Source organism: Streptomyces sp. NBC_00846, assembly GCF_045207325.1.
Classification (GTDB): domain Bacteria; phylum Actinomycetota; class Actinomycetes; order Streptomycetales; family Streptomycetaceae; genus Streptomyces.
Map to the genome: position 1 here is coordinate 2,255,063 of NZ_CP108846.1, position 23,029 is coordinate 2,278,091.

General features: G+C 70.0%; 21 protein-coding genes and 2 tRNA genes. 9 read left to right on the forward strand and 14 right to left on the reverse strand.

Annotation, left to right across the window (positions count from 1 at the left end; genetic code table 11):
• Window positions 1–22: 22 nt before the first annotated feature.
• From OG936_RS10420 to OG936_RS10430, 3 genes are all read right to left on the reverse strand, one after another.
• Window positions 23–631, reverse strand: coding sequence for an ATP-dependent Clp protease proteolytic subunit (locus OG936_RS10420; protein WP_406500390.1), 609 nt, complete (start codon window positions 629–631; stop codon window positions 23–25).
• A gap of 263 nt (window positions 632–894) precedes the next feature.
• A complete protein-coding gene (gene tig, locus OG936_RS10425; RefSeq protein WP_406494086.1) occupies window positions 895–2,310 on the reverse strand; it encodes a trigger factor in 1,416 nt (471 codons plus the stop codon).
• A 169-nt stretch (window positions 2,311–2,479) separates the two neighbouring features.
• Window positions 2,480–2,556: transfer RNA gene (locus OG936_RS10430), tRNA-Pro, on the reverse strand.
• 166 nt (window positions 2,557–2,722) lie between these two features.
• On the opposite strand from OG936_RS10430, the gene OG936_RS10435 reads away from it, so the two are divergent.
• Window positions 2,723–2,796: transfer RNA gene (locus OG936_RS10435), tRNA-Gly, on the forward strand.
• Window positions 2,797–2,922: 126 nt separating this feature from the next.
• Here OG936_RS10435 and OG936_RS10440 read toward each other — a convergent pair.
• A complete protein-coding gene (locus tag OG936_RS10440; protein WP_266746187.1) occupies window positions 2,923–3,117 on the reverse strand; it encodes a hypothetical protein in 195 nt (64 codons plus the stop codon).
• Window positions 3,118–3,597: 480 nt separating this feature from the next.
• On the opposite strand from OG936_RS10440, the gene OG936_RS10445 reads away from it, so the two are divergent.
• A complete protein-coding gene (locus OG936_RS10445) occupies window positions 3,598–4,752 on the forward strand; it encodes an acyltransferase family protein (RefSeq protein WP_406494088.1) in 1,155 nt (384 codons plus the stop codon).
• Window positions 4,753–4,762: 10 nt separating this feature from the next.
• Here the strand turns inward: OG936_RS10445 and OG936_RS10450 are convergent, their stop codons facing one another.
• From OG936_RS10450 to OG936_RS10460, 3 genes are read right to left on the reverse strand one after another with little or no spacing between them, the layout of a single operon-like run.
• On the reverse strand, window positions 4,763–5,269 hold the full coding sequence (locus OG936_RS10450) for an HD domain-containing protein (RefSeq protein WP_406494089.1): 507 nt from the start codon (window positions 5,267–5,269) through the stop codon (window positions 4,763–4,765).
• Between the two features lie 9 nt (window positions 5,270–5,278).
• Window positions 5,279–7,759 (reverse strand): ABC transporter permease, encoded by a 2,481-nt coding sequence (locus OG936_RS10455; RefSeq protein ID WP_406494090.1) that lies wholly within the window; start codon window positions 7,757–7,759, stop codon window positions 5,279–5,281.
• On the reverse strand, window positions 7,759–8,619 hold the full coding sequence (locus OG936_RS10460; protein ID WP_406494092.1) for an ABC transporter ATP-binding protein: 861 nt from the start codon (window positions 8,617–8,619) through the stop codon (window positions 7,759–7,761). Before OG936_RS10460 ends, OG936_RS10455 begins: the two co-directional genes overlap by 1 nt.
• A 245-nt stretch (window positions 8,620–8,864) precedes the next feature.
• Between OG936_RS10460 and OG936_RS10465 the strand changes: the two genes are divergently transcribed.
• Window positions 8,865–10,067: a cation:proton antiporter gene (locus OG936_RS10465; RefSeq protein WP_406494093.1), complete on the forward strand. Its 1,203-nt coding sequence runs from the start codon at window positions 8,865–8,867 to the stop codon at window positions 10,065–10,067.
• 133 nt (window positions 10,068–10,200) lie between these two features.
• Here OG936_RS10465 and OG936_RS10470 read toward each other — a convergent pair whose 3' ends face one another.
• Window positions 10,201–11,346, reverse strand: a complete 1,146-nt coding sequence (locus OG936_RS10470; protein ID WP_406494095.1) for a PP2C family protein-serine/threonine phosphatase — start codon at window positions 11,344–11,346, stop codon at window positions 10,201–10,203.
• 104 nt (window positions 11,347–11,450) lie between these two features.
• Here OG936_RS10470 and OG936_RS10475 point away from each other — a divergent pair, with 104 nt between their 5' ends.
• On the forward strand, window positions 11,451–12,683 hold the full coding sequence (locus OG936_RS10475) for a GNAT family N-acetyltransferase (protein ID WP_406494097.1): 1,233 nt from the start codon (window positions 11,451–11,453) through the stop codon (window positions 12,681–12,683).
• A gap of 64 nt (window positions 12,684–12,747) precedes the next feature.
• On the opposite strand, the gene OG936_RS10480 is transcribed toward OG936_RS10475, so the two are convergent.
• Window positions 12,748–13,557 carry an Fpg/Nei family DNA glycosylase gene (locus OG936_RS10480; RefSeq protein WP_406494099.1) on the reverse strand — a complete coding sequence of 270 codons (810 nt, stop codon included), beginning with the start codon at window positions 13,555–13,557 and terminating at the stop codon, window positions 12,748–12,750.
• A 106-nt stretch (window positions 13,558–13,663) separates the two neighbouring features.
• A complete protein-coding gene (locus OG936_RS10485; protein WP_266746196.1) occupies window positions 13,664–14,152 on the reverse strand; it encodes a ribose-5-phosphate isomerase in 489 nt (162 codons plus the stop codon).
• Window positions 14,153–14,408: 256 nt separating this feature from the next.
• On the opposite strand from OG936_RS10485, the gene OG936_RS10490 reads away from it, so the two are divergent.
• A complete protein-coding gene (locus OG936_RS10490; RefSeq protein ID WP_406494101.1) occupies window positions 14,409–15,860 on the forward strand; it encodes an amino acid permease in 1,452 nt (483 codons plus the stop codon).
• 105 nt (window positions 15,861–15,965) lie between these two features.
• On the opposite strand, the gene OG936_RS10495 is transcribed toward OG936_RS10490, so the two are convergent.
• Entirely contained in the window at window positions 15,966–16,562 is a 597-nt protein-coding gene (locus OG936_RS10495; protein ID WP_266746198.1) for a biotin transporter BioY, read from the reverse strand.
• Between the two features lie 468 nt (window positions 16,563–17,030).
• Between OG936_RS10495 and OG936_RS10500 the strand changes: the two genes are divergently transcribed.
• Complete coding sequence (locus tag OG936_RS10500; protein WP_406494103.1) at window positions 17,031–18,458, forward strand: amino acid permease; 1,428 nt, start codon at window positions 17,031–17,033, stop codon at window positions 18,456–18,458.
• Window positions 18,459–18,607: 149 nt separating this feature from the next.
• Window positions 18,608–19,249 (forward strand): superoxide dismutase, encoded by a 642-nt coding sequence (locus OG936_RS10505; protein ID WP_406494104.1) that lies wholly within the window; start codon window positions 18,608–18,610, stop codon window positions 19,247–19,249.
• A 108-nt stretch (window positions 19,250–19,357) separates the two neighbouring features.
• Here OG936_RS10505 and OG936_RS10510 read toward each other — a convergent pair whose 3' ends face one another.
• Window positions 19,358–20,254, reverse strand: a complete 897-nt coding sequence (locus OG936_RS10510) for an alpha/beta fold hydrolase (protein ID WP_406494106.1) — start codon at window positions 20,252–20,254, stop codon at window positions 19,358–19,360.
• A gap of 57 nt (window positions 20,255–20,311) precedes the next feature.
• A complete protein-coding gene (locus OG936_RS10515) occupies window positions 20,312–20,980 on the reverse strand; it encodes an O-methyltransferase (protein ID WP_406500391.1) in 669 nt (222 codons plus the stop codon).
• An 82-nt stretch (window positions 20,981–21,062) separates the two neighbouring features.
• On the opposite strand from OG936_RS10515, the gene OG936_RS10520 reads away from it, so the two are divergent.
• Window positions 21,063–21,713, forward strand: coding sequence for a CatB-related O-acetyltransferase (locus OG936_RS10520; RefSeq protein WP_406494108.1), 651 nt, complete (start codon window positions 21,063–21,065; stop codon window positions 21,711–21,713).
• Window positions 21,710–22,549 carry an MOSC domain-containing protein gene (locus OG936_RS10525; RefSeq protein ID WP_406494110.1) on the forward strand — a complete coding sequence of 280 codons (840 nt, stop codon included), beginning with the start codon at window positions 21,710–21,712 and terminating at the stop codon, window positions 22,547–22,549. The genes OG936_RS10520 and OG936_RS10525 overlap by 4 nt, the downstream gene beginning before the upstream one ends.
• 298 nt (window positions 22,550–22,847) lie before the next feature.
• Here OG936_RS10525 and OG936_RS10530 read toward each other — a convergent pair whose 3' ends face one another.
• Window positions 22,848–23,018, reverse strand: a complete 171-nt coding sequence (locus OG936_RS10530) for a hypothetical protein (RefSeq protein ID WP_406494111.1) — start codon at window positions 23,016–23,018, stop codon at window positions 22,848–22,850.
• Between the last annotated feature and the right edge of the window lie 11 nt (window positions 23,019–23,029).

Below are 23,029 nucleotides of genomic sequence, written 5' to 3' on the forward strand. Positions count from 1 at the left end.
CCGGAGCCGGTGGGTGCCCGGATCAGGCGCCGGTGCCGCCGCCGCCCGGAACGCCCGATGCGACCGTGATGATCTCGTCGATGAGGCCGTACTCCTTGGCCTCCTCCGCGGTGTACCAGCGGTCGCGGTCGCCGTCGCGGATGATCGTCTCGACCGTCTGGCCGGAGTGGCGGGCGGTGATCTCGGCCATCCGCTGCTTGGTGCGCAGCAGGTACTGGGCCTGGATCTTGATGTCCGAGGCCGTACCGCCGATGCCGGCCGAGCCCTGATGCATGAGGATGTCGGTGTTCGGGAGCGCGAAGCGCTTGCCCGGGGTGCCGCCGGTGAGCAGGAACTGGCCCATCGAGGCCGCCATGCCCATGCCGATGGTGACCACGTCGTTCGGGATGTACTGCATGGTGTCGTAGACCGCCATGCCGGCCGTCACCGAGCCGCCGGGGCTGTTGATGTAGAGGTAGATGTCCTTGTCGGGATCGGCGGCGAGGAGAAGCATCTGCGCCGTGATCCTGTTGGCGATCTCGTCGTCGACCTGCTGACCCAGGAAGATGATGCGCTCACCGAGCAGTCGGCTGTAGACCTGGTCACCGAGGCCTCCACCGAAGGGGGACGGCTCTCCGGCGGCGTAAGGCATCAGATTCGTCACGTATCCACCTGCTCGTCTCTGACGGCTCCGGCCGTCTCAGCGTCTTCGTACCGGTGGGCGGGGACTCCCCTGCCCTTCCTACTCATGGACCCTAACGCGCAGGTGGGACAACGCCATCCCGCTTCCGCAACTGTTCGCTGGGAGCGCAAGGTCCGCAGTCCGCACAAGGGTTGTGGGGCACCGTACGCCCTACGACGACGGGCTCCGGACGCACAGCGTCCGGAGCCCGTCGTACGGGTTCAGCGCGAGGCTCAGGCCTCGGTCTTCTCCTCGGCGGCCTTGGCGGCCTCCTCGGCTGCGTCGGCAACGGCCTCGGCGGAGCCGTCGGCGGCCTCGACCGTCTCGATGGCCTCCTCGTCGTCCTCCAGCTCGACGGGCTCACCGTTGGTGTCGATGACCTTGGCGGCCTCGACGACCACGGCCAGCGCCTTGCCGCGGGCGACCTCGCCGACGAGCATCGGCACCTGGCCGCCCTCGACGACGGCCTGGGCGAACTGGTCCGGGCTCATGCCGGAGGAAGCGGCACGCCGCATGAGGTGCTCGGTGAGCTCCTCCTGGTTGACGTTCAGCTTCTCCTTGTTGACGATCTCGTCCAGGAGGAACTGGGTCTTGATGCCCTTGACCGCCTGCTCGGAGGTCTCGGCCTCGAACTCCTCGGCCGTCTTGCCCTGGATCTCCAGGTACTTGTCGAGGGTCAGACCCATCTGCCCGAGCTGGTGGTGCTCCAGGTTGTGCTTGCGGGTCTGGACCTCGTCCGCGAGCAGCTTCTCCGGGATCGGGACCTCGGCCAGCTTCAGCAGCTCGTCCAGGACGCGCTCCTGGGCCTGGGTGGCCTGCTCGTACTGCCTGGTGTCCTCGAGGCGCTTACGGCTGTCCGCCTTCAGCTCGTCGAGGGTGTCGAACTCGCTGGCCATCTGGGCGAAGTCGTCGTCCAGCTCGGGGAACTCACGGGCGGCGACGGCGGTGACCTTGACGGTGACCTCGGCCTCCTTGCCCTCGGCCGAGCCGCCCTTCAGCTCGGAGGTGAAGGTGACCTCGCCACCCGCCTCCAGGCCGGTGACCGCGGCGTCGACGCCGTCGAGGAGTTCGCCGGAACCGATGGTGTACGAGACACCCTCGGCCACGCCGTCCTCCAGGACCTCGCCGTCGACCTTGGCCTGCAGGTCGATCGTGACGACGTCGCCCTCGGCGGCGGCGCGCTCGACCGGGTTGGTGGAAGCGAAGCGCTCGCGGAGCTGCTCCACGGCCTTCTCCACGTCCTCGTCGCTGACCTCGAGGGCGTCCACGGTGACCTCGATGCCGGAGTAGTCCGGAATCTCGATCTCGGGGCGTACGTCAACCTCGGCGGTGAAGGCCAGCAGTTCGCCGTCCTTCAGCTCGGTGATGTCGACCTCGGGCTGACCGAGGACGTTGAGCTCACCCTCGTTGACAGCCTCGGTGTAGAACTTCGGGAGCGCGTCGTTGACGGCCTCCTCCAGCACCGCACCGCGGCCGAACCGCTGGTCGATGACCCGGGCGGGGATCTTGCCCTTGCGGAAGCCCTTCACCGTGACCTGCTGGTTGATCTTCTTGTACGCCGCGTCGAGGCTGTCCTTGAGCTCCTCGAAGGGCACCTCGACAGTGAGCCGAACCCGGGTCGGGTTCAGGGTCTCCACGGCGCTCTTCACGGTTCGGTCTCCTTGTGGCTGACTTCTTGGGGTTCTGCTCCGCCGCACGGTTGGCGGCTTCGCGGACCGAGCCCGGCAGATCAGACACACGGGCACGCATTTTGCATAGTAACGGCAAGAAGACGGACTCCCACAATGCGATCTTGCCGGTGGTCTGCGATCTTGCCGATGGTCGGGGTGGCCGGATTCGAACCGACGACCTTCCGCTCCCAAAGCGGACGCGCTACCAAGCTGCGCCACACCCCGTCGGTGCGACACGTAGGGTACATGCAGACAGGCAGTGCATCCGCCGCTTCGCGCGGTCCGCACCGAACGCGACACGGGGTGACCGCAATCGGGTGTGCGGACAGCGCCCGCGACCCGCTACGATGCTTCTCGTGCCGCCGGTCCCCGGACCTGCGGTGCAGTGCTTGCGGGCGTAGCTCAATGGTAGAGCCCTAGTCTTCCAAACTAGCTACGCGGGTTCGATTCCCGTCGCCCGCTCCATGCTTGGGCCCGGTTCGACGAATTGCTCGTCGGACCGGGCCTTTTGCGTGCTGTTCGCGCCTCCTGCCCGCTGCGCGCCGGAGCGCGCGGCAGGCCGGGGAGGGCAGGAACCCGACCGGGACCGGATCAGAAGGTGATCTGGTTGATGCTCTCCGCTATCGAGTGCATGAACTTGCTGATCGACGGCGCCATGCCGGTCGATGCCAGGAAGAAGCCGAAGAGCACCGCGACGATCGCGGGTCCTGCCTTGATGGAGCCGCCTCGGATCAGGACCACCAGGATGATCGCCAACAGAAGCACCACAGACAGTGAAATGGCCACGACTGATCACACCCTTGGTCGGTCCGCCTTGCCGGCCCGGAGATGTGCGGCCGAGCACCTCTCCGTTCCGTCCATCGTGCCACCAACTCAGCCTTGCCGACTGCCAGGTGACGGACCGAAGTGATGGGATCGCGCCATCCTTGCGCCCCGCGTGCGCCTGGGGGCGCACGGTCGCACGGGGGGGGCGTCACCGGTCCCGCTCCCGTTCCGCGCACCTGTGAGTGATCTGTGAATAAAACAATCACAACAACGTGCGACCCTGACGGTTTCCATATCCACACACTTCATTCACATGCAATTCCAAGGCCCCCACGCAATGAAATTCACCTCACCCAGCCGCCCACCGTTATGCCCCATTCAATGGGGATGAACCCGGGCATAGCGGTCAGTTCTTGGCGGTTTCTCTTTTGATTGGACGCGAACACGCAATATCCGGGCGTGGTTTTACGCATGGCAATCGAGGCGTCTAAGGTGCTTTAGATGTTCCACGCTCCGAACGCATTTCAGAGGGCCCCGCTCCCATCGGCGACCCGGGAGTCGGAGCCCAGACGCCAAGGGACGACGACCGCTACGGCGGCGCCCCCCGCACCGGTGGCGAACAAGCCTCCGGCGGGCGCGCCGGCGAAGAAGCGTGACGCCTACTTCGACAACGTTAAATATCTGGCCATCGTGCTCGTCGCGGTGGCGCACGCGTGGGAGCCGGTGATGGACGGCAGCCGGACCGCCCGTGCGCTGTACATGGTGGCGTACACCTTTCACATGCCGGCGTTCATCATCATCTCCGGCTATTTCTCCCGCTCGTTCGATCTGTCCGCCGCCAAGGTGAAACGCCTGGTCACGGGTGTCGCCGTGCCCTATGTGGTGTTCGAGACGGCGTATTCGCTGTTCAAGCGGTACGCGGACGGCTCGCCGAATCAGCCGATCAGCCTGCTCGACCCCTGGTATCTCACCTGGTTCCTGGCCGCGCTGTTCATCTGGCGGCTCACCACACCGCTGTGGCAGGCCCTGCGCCATCCGCTGCCGGTGGCGCTCGTCATCGCCGTACTCGCCTCGTTCTCCCCGTCGATCGGCGACGATCTCGATCTCCAGCGGGTTCTGCAGTTCCTGCCGTTCTTCGTGCTGGGACTCCAGCTGAAACCCGAGCATTTCCAGCTGATCCGTCGGCGTGAGGTGCGGATGCTCGCGCTGCCGCTGTTCGCCGGGGCCCTGGTCTTCGCGTACTGGGCGGCGCCGCGGATGCAGCTGGGCTGGTTCTACCGCAGCAACAGCGCGCAGGAGATGGGCGCTCCGTGGTGGTCCGGTGCCGTGATGACGTCGGCCATGTTCGGCTGCGCGCTGCTGCTCACCATCGGGTTCCTGTCCTGGGTGCCGCGCCGCCCCATGTGGTTCACCGTGCTCGGCGCCGGGACGATCTGCGGCTATCTGCTGCACGGATTCCTGATCAAGGGCGCCGGATACGCCGGGGTGTTCGACAGCTACGACTGGCTCTCGGCACCCGCCGGTCTGGTCCTCGTCTCCCTGGTCGCGGCCGCCGCGGTGACGCTGATGTGTACGCCACCGGTACGCAGAGTGCTGCGCGTGGTGACCGAACCGGAGATGAACTGGGCGTTCCGGCGGGACGCGGCCGGACGCTGATCCGGCTGGTTCAGTCCGTCGCCGTGTTGGCTTGAACCGATTGCTCGGCGGGCGATTCACCTGGGGTGAGCCCGAGCAACCTCCGTACCTGCGCATACTTCTCGGCCAGTCGGGTACGGGTCGCCGGTTCCAGTACGGCGAGGCGGGCCGGATCGGCGTTGTGGGCCAGGTCGGACTCCTTGATCAGCAGGGCGCCCGGGGTGTCGAGGATGCGCCGGGTGTACGAACCGAGGTCCTCGCCGTCACGTTTGGTGACGGCGAAGACCATGTCCTTGACCGGCTGCGGCAGCGCGGCGTCTGCCAGCCACCGTGCCGACAGCGCGTTGTCCTCGATGGCGTCGTGCAGCCAGGCCGCGGCGATCTGTTCGTCGCTGCCGCCCCTGGTCCGTACGCCCTCGGCAACGGCGGCGAGGTGCTCGGTGTACGGGCGTCCCGCCTTGTCCCGCTGGTCGGCGTGGGCCTCGCGGGCGATCGCCGCTACTTCGGCCAGGGTCAGCTGCACGTGTGGAGTGGGCATGGCCCGACTCTACGGACGGGCGGCCGTCCGGCGCAGGGCCGCGCGGGCCGGGACCGTCGCGGCGGCGAGGCCGAGCCCGATGGTGGCGGCGACGAAGGAGCCGTACAACGCGGGTGGGATGTACGGCGATTCGCCCGTCAGCCCCTTCATCATCGGGAAGAGTGTGGCCAGTGCGATGGCGGTGCCGAGCGCGGCCCCGGCCACCGTGACGAGGAGCGCCTCCCAGCGGATCATGTCCATGACCTGGCGGCGGGTGGAGCCGACGAGGCGGAGCATGGTCAGTTCCCGGCGGCGGTCGAGGACGGTCATCACCAGGGTGTTGGCGGCGGCGACGGCGGCGAATCCGCCGAGGACCGCGGCCATGACGGTGTTGGCCCAGGCGTTGATCTCCCGGTCCTGGTCCCGCGCGGCGGCGTAGCCGGAGCGGTCGGTGACGGTGCCGAGCGCGGTGAGTTCCTGTGCGGCGGCGGGGGTGGCCCGTACCAGTACGTCGGAGGCGTACGGGGACGTGACATGGGTCCGCAGGTCGGTGGCGGGCAGGGTGACGAGGCTGGTGCCCAGGCCGCGGCCGTAGACGGCGACGATCTTCGGTGACGCCTCGGTGCCGTCCGGGAGGCGCAGGGTCAGCCGGTCGCCGGTGGCGCGCTTCGTGGAGCCGGCGAGGGTGGTGTCGATGGCGACGGTGCCGGGCCGCAGGCCGGCGAGTGATCCGGTGCGCACGTCGAGGTCCTGGACCTTGGCGAGGTCGGCGCCGGAGCCGATGATCCCCTGGGCGGAGATGTTCTGGAGTATCCGGTCGCCGCCCGATCCGGTGGGCACCAGGACGGAGCCGCGGAGCAGGCCGACGGCGGTGGAGACGCCGGGGGTGGCCGCCGCCCGTGCGGTGGCGTCGGAGGCGAGGCCCGCCGGGGCGGAGACGATGTGGTCGGCGGTGACGGCGTCGCGCAGCTGGTGTGCGATCACCCGGTCCTCGCTGGTGTGCATGAAGACGAGCGTGGAGGAGAAGGCCATGGCGAGCACGATCGGGGTGATCGCGGAGGCCAGCCGGCGGGAGTTCGTACGGGAGTTGGCGGCGGCCAGCGAACCGGACGCGCCTGCCGCGCGCAGCGGGAGGCCGATGACGGCGGCGCAGATCCGGGCGATCAGCGGGCCGAGGAGGCCGACCGCGATCATGAAGAACATGACGACGCCGAGTGCGGCGTTCGCCGCGTCGTCGCCGCTCGTGGAGGCGGCGACGTCCGCGAAGAGTCCGCCGCCGATGAGGGCCGCGATGCCGAGCGGGGTGCGGATCCAGCCGTACGGGGGGCGTTCCACCGCGGACTGGGCGAGCGCCAGCCCCGGCTTGATCTTCGACGGCCTGCGGGCGGCGAAGTAACCGGCGCTCAGCGCGGTGAGCATCGCGGTGGCCGTGGCGATGGTCAGCGGCAGCCAGGACACGTGCAGGTCGACGGGGCCGGGGATGGCTCCCTTGTCCTGGAGCTGCCCGAACCACCAGCGGGCCAGGGCGATTCCGGGCAGAGCGCCGAGCGCTCCGGCGAGCGGGGCGATGAGCAGGGACTCGGTGGCGATGGTGCGGCGCAGCTGGCGCGGGGTGGCGCCGATGGCGCGCAGCAGGGCGAATTCGCGGCTGCGCTGGCCGACGGACAGGGCGACCGTGCCGGCGGCGGTGAAGACGGCGACCATGGCGGCGACGCCGCCGAAGGAACCGCCGAGGCCGATGAGGACTTCCTGGGCGCCCGCGAGGCCCGCGTCCTCGACGCCGCCCCGGCCGTCGCCGGTGTGGACCCGGGTGTGGGCGGTGTGGCCGACGGCCTCGCGCACCTGGTCGGCGAGGGTGTCGGGGGCGGTGCCGGGGGTGGCGAGCACCGCGATGGCGTCGATCCGGCCGGGGTGGCCGGAGAGCTGTACGGCCTGCCGGTCGGCGAACCAGACCGTGGCGTCGGTGGCGGTGGTGCCCGCGACGCGGAACTCCCGCATGCCGACGGGTGTGTCGAGGGTGATGTTCTCGCCGGTGCGGTGCTTGGCGCCCGCGGGGACGACGACTTCACCGGCCCGGGGCGCCTCTCCGGTGAGCAGCCGCGTGCCGGTGAGGGCGGTGGAGCCCCAGCCGTGCGCGGTGAGGGGGGTGCCGTCCTGTCGTACGGGGTAGCCGACGTCCCCGATCGCGGCCGCGGCGCCGGGGGCGGAGGCGGCCTTGGCCACCAGGCTTGCGGGGAGGCGTGCGGTGTCGGGGACGGGGGTGGCGGCGTCGTACGCGCCCTCGCCGCTGCCGACCGTCATGTGGACCTGTTGGTCGGCGGCGACCACCACGGGTGCCTTCGCGTAGCGCTCCGCGGGCACGGAGGCGCGCAGGCCGGTCTCCAGCAGGATGCCGCAGGCGGAGACGATCGCCGCGGCCAGCAGGAGCGCGACGAAGGTCCCGGCGAACGACGCGGGTTTGAAGCGGACCGCCGCGCGGGCGAGGCCGTTCGGGACGTGCGGGGTGAACATCAGGCTGCCGCTCCTGCGTGGGCGGAGGCGTGGGTGGGCGCGTGGGCGCGGGCTGTCAGCGCGGTCATCCTGGCCGCGATCTGTGCGGCCCCGGCGCGCGGCAGGCTGTCCGCGATCGCACCGTCGGCGAGGAAGAGCACCCGGTCCGCGTAGGCGGCGGCCGCCGGGTCGTGGGTGACCATGACGACGGTGGCGCCGAGGGTGTCCACCGCGTGCCGGAGCAGGGTGAGGATCTCGGCGGCGGTGGTGGTGTCGAGGGCGCCGGTCGGTTCGTCGGCGAAGACCACGTCGGGCCGGGTGACCAGGGCGCGGGCGACGGCGACGCGCTGCTGCTGGCCGCCGGAGAGCTGGCCGGGGCGGCGGTCGCCCTTGTCGCCGAGGCCGACCCGGGTGAGCATCTCGGCGGCCTCGCGGCGGCCCCGGGCGGAGCCGGTGCGCTGTCCGGCCAGGCGCATGGGCAGGACGACGTTCTGCTCGACCGTGAGGGACGGGAGCAGGTTGAAGGCCTGGAAGACGAAGCCGAGGCGGGTGCGGCGCAGTTCGGTGAGCCGGTTCTCGCTCATCCCGGTGATCTCGGTGCCGCCGAGGCGTACGGAACCCTCGGTGGGGCGGTCGAGTCCGGCCGCGCACTGCAGGAAGGTCGACTTGCCGGAGCCGGACGGGCCCATGACGGCGGTGAAACTGGCGCGCGGCAGGGCGAGGTCGATGCCTCGCAGGGCGTGGACGGCGGAGCCGCCGCGGCCGTACTGCCGACGGACACCGCGCAGCTCGACGGCGAGGTCCGGGGAGCCGGAGCCCGGTCGGGCGTCCGCCGTGTACCGCCTGTCCTGCGCGCCCTGCCTGCTGCGTCGCAGCCCCATGATGTCCGCCTTCCGTCGCTCGCCGGGCGGTTCTCCGGCCGGCCTCACGAACGTACGGATCACGGACGGGTCCGGACCATGGCGGCTGCTGGCGGATCTCGGGTGGGGCAAACCCCAGGGTGCCGCCGCAGCTGGCCATAGTTGCAACGTCAATCGTTCGGTAAACTAATTACTGACGATTTCTTGACGCTCTCTTGACCCACTGAAGGATCAAGCTCATCGGACACGCAGACACGCTCATCGCCATGGGCGGCGCCTTCCTCGCCGCCGCCGTTCTCGCCCGCGTCGGCAGCCGCATCGGACTGCCGACCATCCCCCTGTTCATCCTGGCCGGAATCCTGCTCGGCCCGCACACGCCCGGCATCGTGCTCGTCGCCGACCCGCACGACCTGGAGATGCTCTCCGCACTCGGCCTGGTGCTGCTGCTCTTCTACCTCGGCCTCGAATTCCATCTCGACGACCTCAAGGCCGGCGGCCGCAAGATGCTCGTCGCGGGCTCCGTGTATCTGGCACTGAACGTCGGCGCCGGGCTCGCCTTCGGCTTCGTGCTCGGCTGGGGCACCTCGGAAGCCCTCGTGCTGGCCGGGGTCATCGGCATCTCGTCGTCGGCCATCGTGACCAAGATCCTGGTCGACACGAAACGCCTGGCCAGCCCCGAAACCAAAACGATCCTCGGCATCATCGTCGTCGACGACGTCTTCCTCGCCCTCTACCTCGCCGCCCTGCAGCCGATCCTGTCGCGCTCGGACAGCCTCGCCGCCGCGGTGCTCGACGGGGGCAAGGCGTTCGGCTTCCTGCTGCTGCTGGCGCTCACCGCCCGGTTCGGCACGAAGCTCATCAGCAAGCTGATCCACACCTCGGACGACGAGCTGCTCGTCATCTCCTTCCTCGGCACCGCCGTGTTCGTGGCGGGGGTCTCCGAGTGGTTCGGGGTCGCGGACGCGATCGGCGCCTTCATGGTGGGCCTGATGCTCGGCAGCACGACGTCGGGCGGGCGCATCCTCAAGCTGGTCCATCCGCTGCGCGACGCCTTCGGGGCGATCTTCTTCTTCGCCTTCGGGCTCTCCATCAACCCCGGCGACCTGCCGGGCGTGATGTGGCCGGTGCTGGCCGCCGTCGCGCTGACCGCGGCGATGAACATCCTCTCCGGCATGGTCTCCGCACGGGTCTACGGCTTCGGCCCGCAGGCCGCGGCGAACATCTCCACCACCCTGACGGCCCGCGGCGAATTCGCGCTGATCCTCGCCACGATGGCCGCCGGCGCGGGACTGGACGAGCGGCTCCCGCCGTTCATCGCCGGCTACGTCCTCGTCCTCGCGGTCCTGTCCCCGCTGGCGGCCGGGCGCTCGCACTGGCTGGCCCGCGTCCTGCCGGGCGGCCGGGGCCAGGGCGGGGACAGTGACAGCGGCAGTGACAGTGGCGCCGGGAAACTCGCGGTGCCGGCCTGAGCCGGCGACCGGTATGTCCGGGGACGGGGTCCGCCGCAGCCGCACCCCGTCCCCGGACATACCGAAGACCTCGTTCCGGTGATGAACCGCTTCCCGTTGACACCCGCCCGGTTCGAACCGGTTTGCGTACGGTTCAGGAGGTGCGCGACAACAGCAGCAGCGCCCGGTCGTCGTTGACGTCCTTGGCGCACGCCTCGATCAGATGCCAGGCCGCGCCCTCGAAACCGGTGGCGACATAGTGGTCGGCCTCACCGGTGAGCCGGTCGATGCCCTCGGCGATATCGCGGTCGGACGCCTCCACCAGACCGTCCGTGAACAGCATCAGTACGTCGCCGGGGGCCAGCGAGCCCTTCACCGCGTCGAACTGTGCCCCGTCGTACACCCCGAGCAGCGGGCCCTCCGCGGCCTTCTCCTCCCACTGGCCGCTGCCCGCATGGAGCTGCAGGGCCGGCGGGTGACCCGCCGAGAAGAGTTCGTAGTCGCCCGAATCGAGGTCCAGGACCAGATGGATCGAGGTGGCGAAGCCCTCGTCCCAGTCCTGACGCAGCAGATAGCCGTTGGCCGCCGTGAGGAAGCCGTGCGGGGGCAGCGAGCCGAGGAGGCCGCCGAAGGCGCCGGAGAGCAGCAGAGCGCGGGAGCCCGCGTCCATGCCCTTGCCGGAGACATCGGTGAGTACGGCCTCCAGGGTCCGTCCGCCGTTGGTACAGGCGGCGACGACGAAGTCACCGGAGAAGGACTGGCCGCCCGCCGGGCGCAGCGCCATCTCCCGGTGCCAGCCCTGCGGCAGCCGAGGCAGGGCGCTCTGCACCCTGATGCGTTCGCGCAGGTCGAAGAGCATGGTGCCGCCGCGCCGCCACGGCACGCCGACCCTGGCCCGGAACTGGGCGAGGATCAGCCCGAAGAAGCCGCAGGCCGCGACCACCAGGACGATGCCGGGCGTCACCCGGGCCGGGCCGTCCTCGTACGGTCCGAGGCCGAGCGACTCCACGATCAGGGCGGCGGCGGCGGTCGCGTACAGCCCCAGCAGGCTCGCGGGCCGCAGCAGCAGACCGCCGGCGACGATCGGCAGGACGAGCGCGGCAGGTGAGAACCACACCGGGTTGAGCAGCGTGGCGCAGGTGATGGCCGGAATGGTGAGCAGCAGTCCGGCCAGCGCGATCCAGTCCGATCCGTCGCCGCGGAAGTAGTCGACACCGGACTTGCGCAGCGCGATGCGTGCCCGGTGCGCCGATTTCCGCAATCGGGCCGGGTACGAGTCTGCTCTTGTGCGTCGGGCCATTGCGGGGACCTTATCCACCCGATGGCCTCCGGTGCAGGGGGACCCCATGACAATGCGTTCGAAATCGGGTCGACCGGCCGTCGAGCCCCTGATAGGGATGACCCATGACTACAGAGCTTCGCGTGTTGCGTCCGTCCGAATGGAACGAATGGTTCGAGTGTCTGGAGCTGGCGTTCGGCGGTGTCGCGGAGGCTCCCGAGCAGCGTGAGCTGGACGAGCAACTGACCGAGCACGAGCGGTCGATGGGGATCTGGGACGGCAGCGATGTCGTCGCCACGGCCGGGGCGTTCAGCTTCCGGGTCGCCGTGCCGGGCGGGGCGCTGGTGCCGGCTGCCGGGGTCACGATGGTGAGCGTCGCGTCCACGCACCGCAGGCGCGGGCTGCTGACCTCGATGATGCGCCGGCAGCTCGACGACGTCCGGGCGCTGGGTGAGCCGATCGCCGTCCTGACGGCGTCGGAGCCGGTGATCTACGGCCGGTTCGGTTACGGGACGGCCTCGCGGCAGATGTCCGTGACGATCGACACGGACCGGGTGCGGCTGACGGTGCCGGAGGGCACGGACGAGGTACGGCTGCGCCACGCGAAGCCGGACGAGGCGACGGCCGCGTGCGAGGGCGTGTACGAGCAACTGGTGGCCGGCCGTCCCGGCACACCGGCCCACGCGCCCGGGTGGGAACGGAAGCCGATGGTCGACCCGGTGAGTGCGCGGCAGGGGGGTTCGGCGCAGCAGTGCGTGCTGGCGGAGCGGGACGGGGAGACCGTCGGCTATGTGACTTATCACATCAAGCCGGAGTGGGAACCGTCCGGGCCCAAGGGCAAGGTGTCGGTGAACGACCTCGCCGCGCTGGACCCGGCGGCGTACGCGGCGTTGTGGCGGTTCGTCTTCGAGATCGATCTGACGTCGACGGTCGAGGCACGGAACCGGCCGGTCGACGACGCCCTGCTGCACCTGGTGTCGGACGTGCGGCGGTGCAACATCCGGATCCGGGACTCGCTCCACCTGCGGCTGGTGGAGCTGGGGGCGGCGCTGGAGGCGCGGACGTACCGGGCCCCGCTGGATGTGGTGTTGGAGGTCGAGGACGCGTTCTGCCCCTGGAACGCGGGGCGTTGGCGGCTCACGGCCGACGCGAAGGGGGTGGCGTCGTGCCGGCGGACCGAAGAGGCGGCCGACCTCGCGCTGTCCGTACGGGAGTTGGGCTCGGCGTACCTGGGCGGCGAGTCCCTGGGCGCGTTGGCCCTGGCCGGTCGGGTACGGGAGCTGCGGCCGGGCGCGCTGGCGGAGGCGACGACGGCGTTCTCGTCGGACGCGGCGCCGTGGCTGCCCCGGGGGTTCTAGGAGCGCCGTGGTCGTCCGGCGGCCGCTTCGTCCTAGACCGCCGGACCGGCCAAAAAGTGCCGCGCTAGGCGCGCTGGCAGCCCGGGCACCAGAAGAGGTTGCGGGCGGCGAGGTCGGCGGTGCGGATCTCGCCGTCGCAGATGTGGCAGGACTGCCGCGCCCTGCGGTACACGTACACCTCGCCGCCGTGGTCGTCGACCCGCGGCGGGCGCCCCATCGCCTCCGGCATGTGCTCGGGGCGGACCGTGTCGATCCGGTTGTTCCGTACGCCCTGGCGCATCAGCGCCACCAGGTCGGCCCAGACCGCGTCCCACTCCGCCCGCGTGAGGTCCTTGCCGGGCCGGTACGGGTCGATACCGTGCCGGAACAGCACCTCCGCGCGGTAGACGTTGCCGACCCCCGCGATGACCTTCTGGTCCATCAGCAGGGCCGCGACGGTGATACGGCTGCGGGAGATCCGCCGCCACGCCCGCTCGCCGTCCTCGTCGGTCCGCAGCGGGTCCGGGCCGAGGCGGTCGTGTATCGCGAGCTTCTCGGGGTCGGTGATCAGCGCGCACGTGGTGGGGCCGCGCAGATCCGCGTGGTGGTCCCCGTTCACCAGGCGCAGCCGGACCGTGTCGGTCGGCGGCGGGGCCGGGGTCGTACCGAAGCCCAGCTTGCCGAAGAGGCCCAGGTGGATGTGGACCCAGCCGACGCCCTCGAAACCGAGGAAGAGGTGCTTGCCGTGGGCGTCGACGCCGGTGAACGTCCGGCCGTCGAGCAGCGCGGCACTGTCGGAGAACTTGCCCTGCGGGCTGCTCACCCGCACCGGCCGCCCGGCGAACCTGTCCCGGTGGTCCGCCGCGAGGCGGTGGATCGTGTGTCCCTCGGGCACGACGGCGGCTCTCCTCGGTGACAGTGACGCGGTGACGCGACGATGTGACGGCGTGGGGAAATGGCTGTGCCGCCGGGAGCACCGGCGGCACGGGGGCGGAAGTCGGTCAGCCCTGCTGCGGGTGGTGGGCCGGGATCGGGGGGAGCTCGCCGGTCGTCTCGTACGCCGTCAGCATCTCGATCCGGCGGGTGTGCCGCTCCTCGCCCGAGTACGGCGTGGCAAGGAAGATCTCGACGAACTTGGTGGACTCGTCCACCGAGTGCATCCGGCCACCGATGGCGACCACGTTGGCGTCGTTGTGCTCGCGGCCCAGCGCGGCGGTCTGCTCGCTCCAGGCGAGCGCGGCACGCACGCCCTTGACCTTGTTGGCGGCGATCTGCTCGCCGTTGCCGGAGCCGCCGATCACGATGCCGAGGCTGTCCGGGTCCGCGGCCGTCTTCTCTGCGGCACGCAGGCAGAACGGCGGGTAGTCGTCCTGGGCGTCGTAGATGTGGGGGCCACAGTCGACGGCTTCGTGGCCCTGGGCCGTGAGCCACTCGACGAGGTGGTTCTTGAGTTCATAGCCGGCATGGTCCGAGCCGAGGTACACGCGCATGTTCCGAGTGTGGCACGTGCGTCGCCGGGTGGCCGTCATCGGGGTCGGGACCCTCCGGCCCGACCCGCCCCGGCCCGGCGGCGACTGCGTGCGGGCTCGATGCGCAGGCCCTGTGTGCCCAACGTCACTGCCACGGATTCGGAATAAGGGGTTCCGCTTCTTCGGTTCGGCGGGCTTCAATGCATCACTCGCTGCCGCACCCCACTGCGGCGGCCGGGCACGCATCGCGTGTTCCGAGAACGTAAGGATTCGATCCATGACGTCGCAGACGACTCTGATCGGGCCGGGCCAACAGCCCGGCAAGCCGGACCGGTCGAACGAACCGGGCACACCGAGCTCCTCCGACGGACTCCAGGCGGGCCTCAAGAACCGCCACCTCTCGATGATCGCCATCGGCGGTGTGATCGGCGCGGGCCTCTTCGTGGGCTCCGGCGCCGGTATCGCGGCCGCGGGACCGGCCATTCTCCTGTCGTACGCCCTGGTCGGCCTGATGGTCGTGTTCGTGATGCGGATGCTCGGCGAGATGGCCGCCGCCCGCCCCAGCTCGGGCTCCTTCTCCGCCTACGCCGACCAGGCGCTGGGCCGCTGGGCCGGTTTCTCGATCGGCTGGCTGTACTGGTTCTTCTGGGTCGTGGTGCTCGCCGTCGAAGCCACGGCGGGTGCCAAGATCCTGGAGGGCTGGGTGCCGGGCGTCCCGCAGTGGGCGTGGGCACTGATCGTGATGCTGGTCCTCACCGCGACGAACCTGGTCTCGGTCGGGTCGTACGGCGAGTTCGAGTTCTGGTTCGCCGGGATCAAGGTCGTGGCCATCGCGGCGTTCGTGGTCGTCGGACTGCTCGCCGTCTTCGGGCTGCTGCCCGGCTCGGACAATCCCGGCACGGGACTCGCGCATCTCACCGACACCGGCGGGTTCTTCCCCAAGGGACCCGGCGCCGTCCTCACCGGCGTACTGATGGTCGTCTTCTCCTTCATGGGCAGCGAGATCGTCACACTGGCGGCCGGCGAGTCCGAGAACCCGCAGCGCGCCGTCCAGAAGGCCACCAACAGCGTGATCTGGCGGATCGCCGTCTTCTACCTGGGTTCGATCTTCGTCGTCCTCACCCTGCTGCCGTGGAACGACAAGTCGCTCGTGCAGGAGGGCGGCAGCTACGTCGCCGCCCTGAACTCCATCGGCATTCCGCACGCCGGTCAGGTGATGAACGTCATCGTCCTCACCGCCGTGCTGTCCTGCCTCAACTCCGGCCTCTACACCGCCTCGCGGATGGCCTTCTCGCTCGGCGGCCGCGGGGACGCGCCGAAGGCGTTCGCCCGGGTGAACAAGCGGGGCGTGCCGCAGGCGGCCATCCTGTCGTCCGTCGTGTTCGGCTTCGTCGCCGTGTTCTTCAACTACCGGTGGCCCGACACCGTCTTCCAGTTCCTGCTGAACTCCTCCGGTGCGGTCGCCCTGTTCGTCTGGCTGGTCATCTGCTTCACGCAGTTGCGGATGCGGGGCATGATCCTGCGCGAACAGCCGGAGAAGCTGGTCGTACGGATGTGGCTCTTCCCGTATCTGACCTGGGCGACCATCGCGATGATCTCGTTCGTCCTCGTCTACATGCTGACCGACGACGGCGGACGTCAGCAGGTGCTGCTCTCGCTGCTCGTCGCGGCGCTGGTGGTGGCGGTCTCGCTGGTGCGTGAGGTGCGGCAGCGGAAGGTCCGCGCCTGATTGAGGCCCATCGGCCGCCACGCGACGCGCGGACGCGGAAGAGGCTCGCCGGTCGGTGTCACGACCCGGCGAGCCTCTTCGGAGGTTGCGGCAGGAGCTACGGCATCAGCCGCGACGGCCGATGAGCTTCCAGGACGCGGGCAGCGCGCCCATCGCCAGCGCCGCCTTCAACGCGTCACCGAGCAGGAACGGCACCAGGCCGGCCGCGATCGCGGCGCTCGCCGACATGCCGGTGGACAGCGCCAGGTACGGGACGCCGACCGCGTAGATGACCGCGGAGCCCAGCACCATCGTGCCCGCGGTACGCAGCACGGAGCGGTCGCCGCCGCGACGGGCGAGGCCGCCGACCACGGTGGCGGCGAGCAGCATGCCGAGGACGTAGCCGAACGAGGCGCCGCCCGCGCCGGAGCTGCCGCCCGCGAACCACGGCATGCCCGCCATGCCGATGAGCGCGTACACGGCGAGGGAGAGGAAGCCGCGACGGGCGCCGAGCGCGGTGCCGACAAGGAGCGCGGCGAACGTCTGGCCGGTGACGGGGACCGGGGAGCCGGGCACCGGGACGGCGATCTGGGCGGCGATGCCGGTGAGCGCGGCGCCACCGAGGACCAGGGCCGTGTCGACGGCGTAACGGTGCCTGGCGGCGGGCAGCAGGTCGGCGAGGACCGCTCCGGTACGGGCAGGGGCGGCGGCAGCAGTGCTCATCGGGACTCCGCGGGGTGAGGGCAGGTGAGGACAGGTGGGACAGACTGAGGCTGACGTTAGCCCAGGAGTTAACGCTCGATCACCATCAGTGGCCCACAAAGCGGCAACCGGCGCATTGGTGGGGTTCACACAAAGAGGCTTGCGTAATCACGTGACGGCGTGATGCTCGTCACTGAGGTGGGGGCGGATCGACTCATATTCTGCCGGGAGGGCCCGCCGGGAGAGACTGTAGGTTTTCACCAAATCCGCCCGGCGACCAGCTGGCGATCACCCCAGCCCCGTCCCGTACTCGGGTGTGCACCTTGCGTGAGTGCCGTGCCCGTATAGCGGACAGCGATTCCGTGAGAACGGGGCCCGCGCCCAGACTGTGCGCACGTACCTCCACGTACCTCCACGTACCTCCATGTACCCCCACGTACCCCCACGTACCACGCCCCCCGTGCCTCATCTACCGAACAGAGCTCGTCCATGTCTCGGATTTCCGCGTCTCCCCCCACCGGTTCCCCGGCCGCCGTCTCCGATGCCGGGGCCGATTCCGCGCTCACCCACGGACTCAAGCAGCGTCATCTGTCGATGATCGCCCTCGGCGGCGTCATCGGCGCCGGGCTCTTCGTCGGCTCGGGTGCGGGTATCGCCGCCGCCGGCCCGTCGATCGTCATCGCGTACGCCGTCTCCGGGCTGCTGGTCATGCTCGTGATGCGGATGCTCGGCGAGATGTCGGCCGCGAACCCGGCCTCCGGTTCCTTCTCCGTCCACGCGGAGCGGGCGATCGGGCCGTGGGCGGGCTTCACCGTGGGCTGGGCGTTCTGGGTGCTGCTCTGTGTCGCCGTCGGCCTGGAGGGCATCGGTGCCGCGAAGATCGTCACCGGCTGGCTGCCCGGTACGCCGGAGTGGGCCTGGGTCGCGCTGTTCATGGTGGTCTTCCTGGGCACGAACCTGGCCTCGGTGAAGAAGTTCGGCGAGTTCGAGTTCTGGTTCGCCGCCCTCAAGGTCGTGGCGATCTCGCTCTTCCTGGTCCTGGGTGTGCTGGCGATCCTCGGCGTGCTGCCCGGCACGGTCTCCCCCGGCGCCGCCAACCTCAAGGGCGAGGGCGGCTTCATGCCGAACGGCGCCGAGGGTCTGGTGATCGGGCTGCTCGCCTCCGTCTTCGCGTACGGCGGTCTGGAGACCGTGACCATCGCGGCGGCCGAGTCCGAGAACCCGGTGCAGGGGGTCGCCAAGGCCGTGCGGACGGCGATGTGGCGGATCGCGCTCTTCTACGTCGGCTCGATGGCCGTCGTCGTCACGCTGGTCCCGTGGGACGACCCGGAGGTCGTGGCGGTCGGCCCGTTCTACGCGGCCCTGAACCACCTCGGCATCAGCGGCGCCGCCGAGATCATGAACGTGGTCATCCTGGTCGCCCTGCTCTCCGCGATGAACGCCAACATCTACGGCGCCTCGCGGATGGCCTGTTCGCTGGTCGCCCGCGGCCAGGGCCCGAAGCGGCTCGGCCGGATCTCCTCGGGCATCCCGCGCACGGCCGTGCTGGTCTCGTCCGTGTTCGGCTTCCTGTGCGTGCTGCTCAGCTACTGGCGCCCCGACGACGTGTTCCCGTGGCTGCTCAACATGATCGGCGCGGTGATCCTGGTCGTCTGGATCTTCATCGCCCTCTCCCAGCTGGTCCTGCGCGACCGGCTGGAGCGCGAGGCCCCGGAGAAGCTCGTCGTACGGATGTGGCTCTTCCCGGTCCTGACGGTGCTGGCGCTCCTGGCAATGGCCGGCATCTTCATCCTGATGCTGCTCCAGCCCGACACCCGTGACCAGTTGGTGGCGACCGGCGTCCTGACCGTCGTCCTGGCGGCCATCGGTGTTGTACGGCAGCGGCGGGCCGTGGCCGTCAAGGGCGCCCAGGGCTGAGGCCGGGTACGCGGGGCCGTCGAGGCGTCCTGCCCGCAGGGCACGTCGAGGTCCGAAAGACTGATCACTTTCGACGCCCTCCTGCTGCTAGCCTGCTTCTGCACATAGGTTGCAATAACAACAGCACGGCATCTGGAGGGTTCGACCACATGGCCACGTACACGCTCCCGGAACTCCCGTACGACTACGCGGCGCTCGAACCGGTCATCAATCCGCAGATCATCGAGCTCCACCACGACAAGCACCACGCCGCCTATGTGAAGGGCGCGAACGAGACCCTTGAGCAGCTGGAGGAAGCGCGCGACAAGGATGCCTGGGGAGCGATCAACGGGCTCCAGAAGAACCTCGCGTTCCACCTCTCCGGCCACATCCTGCACTCGATCTACTGGCACAACATGACCGGCGACGGCGGCGGCGAGCCCCTCGCGGCGGACGGTGTCGGTGACCTCGCGGACGCGATCACGGAGTCGTTCGGCTCGTTCGCGGGGTTCAAGTCCCAGCTGACGAAAGCCGCGGCCACCACGCAGGGCTCCGGCTGGGGCGTCCTCGCGTACGAGCCGGTCAGCGGAAAACTGATCGTCGAGCAGGTCTACGACCACCAGGGCAATGTCGGCCAGGGCTCCGTTCCCATCCTGGTCTTCGACGCCTGGGAGCACGCCTTCTACCTTCAGTACAAGAACCAGAAGGTCGACTTCATCGAGGCCATGTGGCGCGTAGTCAACTGGCAGGACGTGGCGAAGCGTTACGCGGCCGCCAAGGAGCGCGCCGACGTACTGCTGCTCGCCCCCTGAGCGGGCGGCGCATGAACGCCCTGCCTCGTGATCGTCTTCTCAGCCTTCACCGGGCAGGCGGATGAAGGGGGGACCCTCGCCTGGACGTGACAGGTGGGGGTCCTTCTGTCACGTTGCGCGGCAGGGGGTGGGCCAGGAGGCGGGTGCGTGCTTCAGCAGCGTGCGCAGCACCTGCTCGGCATGCGTCCAGAGCACCGCCCCACCGGCGTCCGGCACCAGGTGCCGGACCGCTCCCGGGATGCGCGAGGCCAGGCCGACGCCCCGGTCGGGCGAGTGACTCTCGTCCATCTCCCCGTACCAGAGGTCCACCGGCACGTCGATGTCCGACAGCTCGATCCCCCAACGCCCCATGGCCAGAACGGTGTCCCGGGCATAGCCGTCGGCCCCCTGCGCGAAGGCCTCGTCGAGCGCGCGCCGGTAGGCGGCGGCGAACGCGGGCTGCCGATACACGGCGAGGTCGCACTCCGGACTGTGGGACATGACCATGTCCCACATCGCCTGCGGGGTGAACCCGGCGAAGACCTTCTCCGCGGCGGCCGGGTCGGACACCGCCAGGTCGACGAGGCCCCGCAGTTCACCCGGAAGCGCGTCGGCGAACGACGGTGCGGCGATCTCGTCCGCACCGGAGACCACCGCGAGCGCGCCGACCACTCCGGCGGCGGCACAGGCGAGGGCGAAGGGCGCCCCCTGCGAGTTGCCGACCATCAGTGGCCGGTCCAGGCCCCGACTGGCGGCGAACGTACGGATGTCGTCGGCGAAGTCCCCGAAGGTGCGGCCGGGCCGGGGCGAGGAGGCGCCGAGACCGGGACGGTCGAGCGAGATCAGCCGCACCCCGAGACCGTCCGCCGCCTCGCCGCCGAACCCGAGGTGCCTGCTGGTGGCCGCCCCCGGCGACAACAGCACCGGCACGCCGTCAGCCGGCCCCCACTCGGCCCACCCCAGCCGCCGCCCTCCCGGCAGCTGTTCCGTACCGATACGAACCGGATCATCCACGCGCAAACTCATGCCCTCATCATGGCCGGTCCCGCCACCCGCGTCGAAGGATTTCCGCCCGCCCCGCGGCTACCGTCCGTCGGTGACCAGCGCCATCATCAGCCCGTCGTACCCCTTGCTCCCGACGGTCTGCAGCGCGGTCGCGGTCAACGTCGGCTCGGCCGCGACGAGTTCGGTGAACCGGCGCACCCCCTGCACCTTCGGGTCCTCGCTGGCGCCGTCGACCACCTCTCCGTCGCGTACGACGTTGTCGGCGATGATCAGGCTGCCGGGCCGGGTCAGCTTCAGGGACCAGGCCAGGTAGTCGGGATTGCTCGGCTTGTCGGCGTCGATGAACACGACGTCGAACGGCCCGTACCCCTCCGCCGCGAGCTCCGGCAGCGTGTCGAGGGCCCGGCCGACCCGGATCTCGACGACCTCCGCCAGGCCGGCGCGCTCGATGTTCCCACGCGCCACCTCGGCGCACTCCGGATCGGATTCGAGCGTCACGAGCCTGCCGCCCTCGGGCAGCGCGCGGGCCAGCCAAATGGTGCTGTAGCCACCCAGGGTGCCGATCTCCAGCACGGTGCGCGCCCCCTGGAGCCTGGCCAGCAGATGCAGCAGCTTGCCCTGGTTGGCGGCGACCTGGATCGCCGGGAGTCCAGCCTTGTCACTGGCCTCGACGGCCGCGTCCAGGGCTTCATCCGATCCCACCAGCAGGCCGTTGAAGTAGTCGTCGACCTCGGCCCATCGCGCCATCGTCACGGCATGCCCCTCTCAACACCTAGTAAGTTTTCAAAAGGAACTTACCCCATGCGAGGTGAATGCGATGATGGGCCCCATGAGCCTCGTCCCCGCCGACCCCGCCGTCCTCCACCCGATGCCGGGCCAGCCCCGGGTCGTCCAGCTCAAACCGCTGGTGAAGTCCGAACTGATCGAAATCGGCGACTACTCGTACTACGACGATCCCGACGACGCGACGGCGTTCGAGACCCGCAACGTGCTGTACCACTACGGCCCCGAGAAGCTCGTCATCGGGAAGTTCTGCGCGCTGGGGACCGGGACGCGGTTCATCATGAACGGCGCCAACCACCGGATGGACGGCCCGTCCACCTTCCCGTTCCCCACCATGGGCGGCTCCTGGGCCGAACACTTCGACCTGCTGACCGGGCTGCCCGGCCGGGGTGACACGGTCGTCGGCAACGACGTCTGGTTCGGCTACAACTCCATGGTGATGCCGGGCGTACGGATCGGGCACGGCGCGATCATCGGCGCCGGCGCGGTCGTCGTCGGTGACGTGCCCGACTACGGCATCGTCGGCGGCAATCCGGCCCAGCTGATCCGTACCCGGTACGACGACGAGACCATCGCCCGGCTCCTCGCCGTCGCCTGGTGGGACTGGCCCGCCGAGCATCTCACCCGACACATCCGCACCATCATGTCCGGCAGCGTCGACGCCCTCGAAGCGGCCGCCCCGGAGGGGACATCATGACGATCACCGTTCGAGAACTCGCCTACTACCCCGTCAAGGGCTGCGCCGGGACGACGGTCGATTCCGCCCAGGTCCTCGGCACCGGCCTCGAGCACGACCGGACGTTCATGGTGGTGGACGCGGTGGACGGTGCGTTCCGCAGTCAGCGCAAGCACCCTTCGATGGCTGCGATCCGGGTGGAAGTCCTGGACGGCGGGGCGATGTTGGCCATGTCCGCCGAGGGCATCGAGCCGCTGCGTCTGGACGTCGACCGGGACGGCCCGCGTCGCGAGGTCAGCATGTTCGACCGCCCCCTCGGTGCGGCCGTCGACCAGGGGGACGTGGTCGCGGAATGGTTCTCCGACGCGCTCGGTGCGAAGTCCCGTCTGGTGCGGGTGGCGCCCGATTTCGACCGGGACGGCTGGGGCGACACCCCGGGCAAGGTCAATTTCGCCGACGCGCACGCCGTACTGGTCACCTCGATGGCCTCCCTCGACGGCCTCAACGCCCGTATCGCCGCCTGGGGCGACGCCGAGGCCGTCCCGATGGACCGCTTCCGCCCCAACATCGTCCTGACCGGCAACGACGAGCCTCACTTCGAGGACCGGATTCGCCGGATGACCATCGGCTCCGCGGAACTCGCCTACTCGGTACGGGCGACGCGGTGCAGCGTCCCCCTCGTCGACCAGCGCACCGGCCGCCGCGCGGGCCCGGAACCGGTCCGGACCCTGGCGACGTACCGGCGCGAGCCGGAGTACAAGAACCAGGTGAGCTTCGGCGCGAAGAACGCGGTGGTCTGCGACGGCGTGCTGACCGTCGGCGACGCGGTCGAGGTCGCGGAGTGGCTCAGCCGGTGAAGGCCCCGGCCTTCACCCCTTCGATGAACGCGGACCACTCGTCGGGGGCTGCTCGTCCGGGCGGAGTGCGCCGCCACCCCCACGCAGGCGCTGATCTGGTTGCGGGTCTCCGTACGGACCGTGCTCGCCGGGTTCGACGCGGAGGACCGCGCGCGCACCTACCGCCGGCTCGACCACGGTCAGTGGGAGGCCGTCATACGGCTCAGGGCCGGCGAGCCGTACGCCTACACCGCACGCGCGGGTGCCGCCGCGATCGGCTGGTCCGCGCGCCCGGTGCGGGCGTTGCCCGTGGGCACGGTCACCGGGATTCCCTGTCCTTGTCGAGGGATTCCCGGATGTGGGACATCACGGACCAGATGATCGCCTTCCGGCACGGGCTCAGGTCCTTGGCCTCGATGTAACGGGTGTTGTCGTCGCCGACCCGGTAGTTCTCCCGGCGGCCGTCCGCCCTGAGCTTGACACCTTTCATGCGGCGTCGCA

Bases quoted from the DNA above. Each gene is read 5' to 3' on its own strand.
- OG936_RS10515 (WP_406500391.1), bottom strand. From the start codon at position 20,980: ATGGCGCGATGGGCCGAGGTCGACGACTACTTCAACGGCCTGCTGGTG.
- OG936_RS10450 (WP_406494089.1), bottom strand. From the start codon at position 5,269: ATGCCCACTCCACACGTGCAGCTGACCCTGGCCGAAGTAGCGGCGATC.
- OG936_RS10445 (WP_406494088.1), top strand. From the start codon at position 3,598: ATGTTCCACGCTCCGAACGCATTTCAGAGGGCCCCGCTCCCATCGGCG.
- OG936_RS10525 (WP_406494110.1), top strand. From the start codon at position 21,710: ATGACGATCACCGTTCGAGAACTCGCCTACTACCCCGTCAAGGGCTGC.
- OG936_RS10490 (WP_406494101.1), top strand. From the start codon at position 14,409: ATGACGTCGCAGACGACTCTGATCGGGCCGGGCCAACAGCCCGGCAAG.
- OG936_RS10455 (WP_406494090.1), bottom strand. From the start codon at position 7,759: ATGTTCACCCCGCACGTCCCGAACGGCCTCGCCCGCGCGGCGGTCCGC.
- OG936_RS10475 (WP_406494097.1), top strand. From the start codon at position 11,451: ATGACTACAGAGCTTCGCGTGTTGCGTCCGTCCGAATGGAACGAATGG.
- OG936_RS10420 (WP_406500390.1), bottom strand. From the start codon at position 631: ATGCCTTACGCCGCCGGAGAGCCGTCCCCCTTCGGTGGAGGCCTCGGT.
- OG936_RS10460 (WP_406494092.1), bottom strand. From the start codon at position 8,619: ATGGGGCTGCGACGCAGCAGGCAGGGCGCGCAGGACAGGCGGTACACG.
- OG936_RS10510 (WP_406494106.1), bottom strand. From the start codon at position 20,254: ATGAGTTTGCGCGTGGATGATCCGGTTCGTATCGGTACGGAACAGCTG.
- OG936_RS10465 (WP_406494093.1), top strand. From the start codon at position 8,865: ATGGGCGGCGCCTTCCTCGCCGCCGCCGTTCTCGCCCGCGTCGGCAGC.
- OG936_RS10495 (WP_266746198.1), bottom strand. From the start codon at position 16,562: ATGAGCACTGCTGCCGCCGCCCCTGCCCGTACCGGAGCGGTCCTCGCC.
- OG936_RS10520 (WP_406494108.1), top strand. From the start codon at position 21,063: ATGAGCCTCGTCCCCGCCGACCCCGCCGTCCTCCACCCGATGCCGGGC.
- OG936_RS10470 (WP_406494095.1), bottom strand. From the start codon at position 11,346: ATGGCCCGACGCACAAGAGCAGACTCGTACCCGGCCCGATTGCGGAAA.
- OG936_RS10530 (WP_406494111.1), bottom strand. From the start codon at position 23,018: ATGAAAGGTGTCAAGCTCAGGGCGGACGGCCGCCGGGAGAACTACCGG.
- OG936_RS10505 (WP_406494104.1), top strand. From the start codon at position 18,608: ATGGCCACGTACACGCTCCCGGAACTCCCGTACGACTACGCGGCGCTC.
- OG936_RS10500 (WP_406494103.1), top strand. From the start codon at position 17,031: ATGTCTCGGATTTCCGCGTCTCCCCCCACCGGTTCCCCGGCCGCCGTC.
- OG936_RS10485 (WP_266746196.1), bottom strand. From the start codon at position 14,152: ATGCGCGTGTACCTCGGCTCGGACCATGCCGGCTATGAACTCAAGAAC.